The sequence below is a fragment of the Proteus myxofaciens ATCC 19692 genome (assembly GCF_001654855.1).
Lineage (GTDB): Bacteria > Pseudomonadota > Gammaproteobacteria > Enterobacterales > Enterobacteriaceae > Proteus > Proteus myxofaciens.
Genome location: NZ_LXEN01000166.1, coordinates 1 through 2,359 on the forward strand (window position 1 = coordinate 1; position 2,359 = coordinate 2,359).

At 31.8% G+C, this 2,359-nt stretch carries 3 protein-coding genes and 1 pseudogene; 1 reads left to right on the plus strand and 3 read right to left on the minus strand.

Features of this window, described 5'->3' with window-relative positions; translation table 11 throughout:
- Positions 1-174: 174 nt before the first annotated feature.
- From M983_RS16345 to M983_RS16350, 3 genes and pseudogenes are all read right to left on the minus strand, one after another.
- Entirely contained in the window at positions 175-639 is a 465-nt protein-coding gene (locus M983_RS16345; protein ID WP_066753518.1) for a hypothetical protein, read from the minus strand.
- Positions 640-806: 167 nt separating this feature from the next.
- A pseudogene (locus tag M983_RS18085) lies at positions 807-995 on the minus strand (hypothetical protein); the annotation flags it as partial.
- Positions 996-1,083: 88 nt separating this feature from the next.
- Positions 1,084-1,353 (minus strand): YjbD family protein, encoded by a 270-nt coding sequence (locus M983_RS16350; RefSeq protein ID WP_066753520.1) that lies wholly within the window; start codon positions 1,351-1,353, stop codon positions 1,084-1,086.
- A gap of 196 nt (positions 1,354-1,549) precedes the next feature.
- Between M983_RS16350 and M983_RS16355 the strand changes: the two genes are divergently transcribed.
- A partial coding sequence (locus M983_RS16355; RefSeq protein WP_066753522.1) for an Rpn family recombination-promoting nuclease/putative transposase occupies positions 1,550-2,359 on the plus strand: 810 nt, incomplete at its 3' end.

Consider the following 2,359-nt stretch of genomic DNA (forward strand, 5'->3'; position numbering starts at 1 on the left):
GGATTATAAAAATTACGATAAAAAATATTAATAATAGATAAAATCGGTTCGATAAATAAGATTAAAGATAATAACATTATAATATTTTCATAATTATTAATAGGACATTTATCAGATATTATCGAACCGATATGAGTTAATTAAAATATATTAAACTGTATAAATTAAAAATTATTATTTGGAGCGAATATAAACAGATAGTGTAATATAATCAAGTGCACTGATATCTTGTGAGTCTTCATGATACAACGGTGCTGGGCCTACATTTATGTTGCGTGTAAATTTATTTTGATGTGTCCAATGCCATGAAATATTACAAAATTCATCTCCAAATGTTCGATAATTTAATTGCCCTTTCGGCCCAGTAAATGCGACGCCAACATTAATAACTCTGATTTTATCTCCCGCATATAGAATTTGTAATGGCGCAATTTCCCATTTTCCTTGTTCAGGAGATTGCCCTGATGCCAAGAAAAAATTTTCTGACGTTTCATTATAGATATTGATATAAACACGTTGTGATGTTCCTCTTCCTTCAACATTATCTTCTTCGTCTATTTGTTTCTTCGATGATAACTTAATAACATCAGTATTAATATCAAGATCGATATCAGGAAATTTTTTTGCTTTTTTATTCATAGCGTTACCTTATTTTAATAAATATATTAAATCATTAGTGATAGTTGCAAATAACGATCTAGTTAAATCGAATATTAGATATAACTCGAGCTACTTTTAATATATAGAACATTGTATAAATAAGACAAGGGAATGTTGTTTTTTTATTTAAATAAAATGTATTGATATTAAATGGAGAAATAAAATATGGAGCAATTACATTTTTTATTTATTATTTTAAGTTTATTTATCTCTTTATTTTTTATCATCATATTAAAATGTTTTTTAAATGTAGAATAAAAATATTGTAAGGATGGATAGCTACACATAATTGAAATTTTTTGTAATGCTAATGTCGTAGTTAATAATAGTTTCTGAAATCTTTAATAACATTTTTCCAACATCAGAGAATAAATAAACAGAGCCAGCAATCACTATAAGGCTCTGTTTTTTTTTATTTAATAATTAACGATAACCACGGTTATGGTTTTTAGCAGACCAACTGTAGGTTTCATCACTGACGACAAGCTTTTGTTTTTTCTTTTGGATTTGTGTTTTTTTGGCTTTTGCTGCTTTTTCTACTTCGAGGGAGATTTCGGTAATAATGGCATTTTTGACTCTATTCATTTCGGCGTTGGTTAATTCTCGTCCTAACATCTTTCTTTCTTGACCTATCTTTGTTTTAACTCTCATCTGCTGAGCATCGGTCATTTCTTGAAGTGTTAATTTTTTCATTATTTCGCCCTACTGATATTGTGAATTATTAATATAACATCATTACGCCAATGAGCTAAAAATATTTCAGTTAATAAGATAATCGATATTGTATACATAAAACTGTTACTAAAACACGTATCTAATTGAAAATATACAATAAATTGTTTTTGCGTTATACTCTTTTCTCTTTTATAGGAGATAGGTAAATGGACTGATGAAACCTAAACAAACACCCTCTGCTCATGATGCCGCGTTTAAAGGCTTTATGACGAATATCGACAGCGCCAGAGATTTTTTTGATATTCACTTACCACACCCTATTAAATCATTATGTGATTTCAAGACATTAACACTCACGAATTCTTCATTTATTGATAAACAATTACGCTCTCGTTTATCGGATGTATTGTATTCAGTGCAAACAATCCAAGGTGAAGGGTATATTTATTTGCTTGTTGAGCATCAATCGACACCCGATAAACTCATGGCATGGCGATTAATGCACTATGCTTTTTTAGCCATGAATCAGCACCTTCAACAAGGCCATAAAACATTGCCCTTAGTGGTGCCTGTTCTGTTTTATCACGGTGGTCGCTCGCCCTATCCGTATTCTCAATTGTGGACTGATTGTTTTCCGTTATCTGACATTGCCAATGAGTTGTATACGCGTGCCTTTCCATTAGTCGATGTCACCGTGATTGATGATAATGAGTTGGTCAATCATCGCAAAATCGCAGTGATGGAACTGGCAATGAAACACAAGCAGTTACGTGATGAGTTTGAGCGCGTTATCCCATTATTGGCACAAGCACTGAATCAACAGTATAATAGTGATAATGACATCATTACTATCCTTAATTACCTGTTTATTGTGTTGGATTCACCTTACTTTGAGTCCATTGTTCAACAACTTAGTGAACAGGCTGATAAGCATCAGGAGGCTATCGTGAGTATTGCACAGCGTTTGCAAGATAAAGGCGAAAGGGTTGGCTGGGAAAAAGGACACCAGTCAGGCATAAAAAAA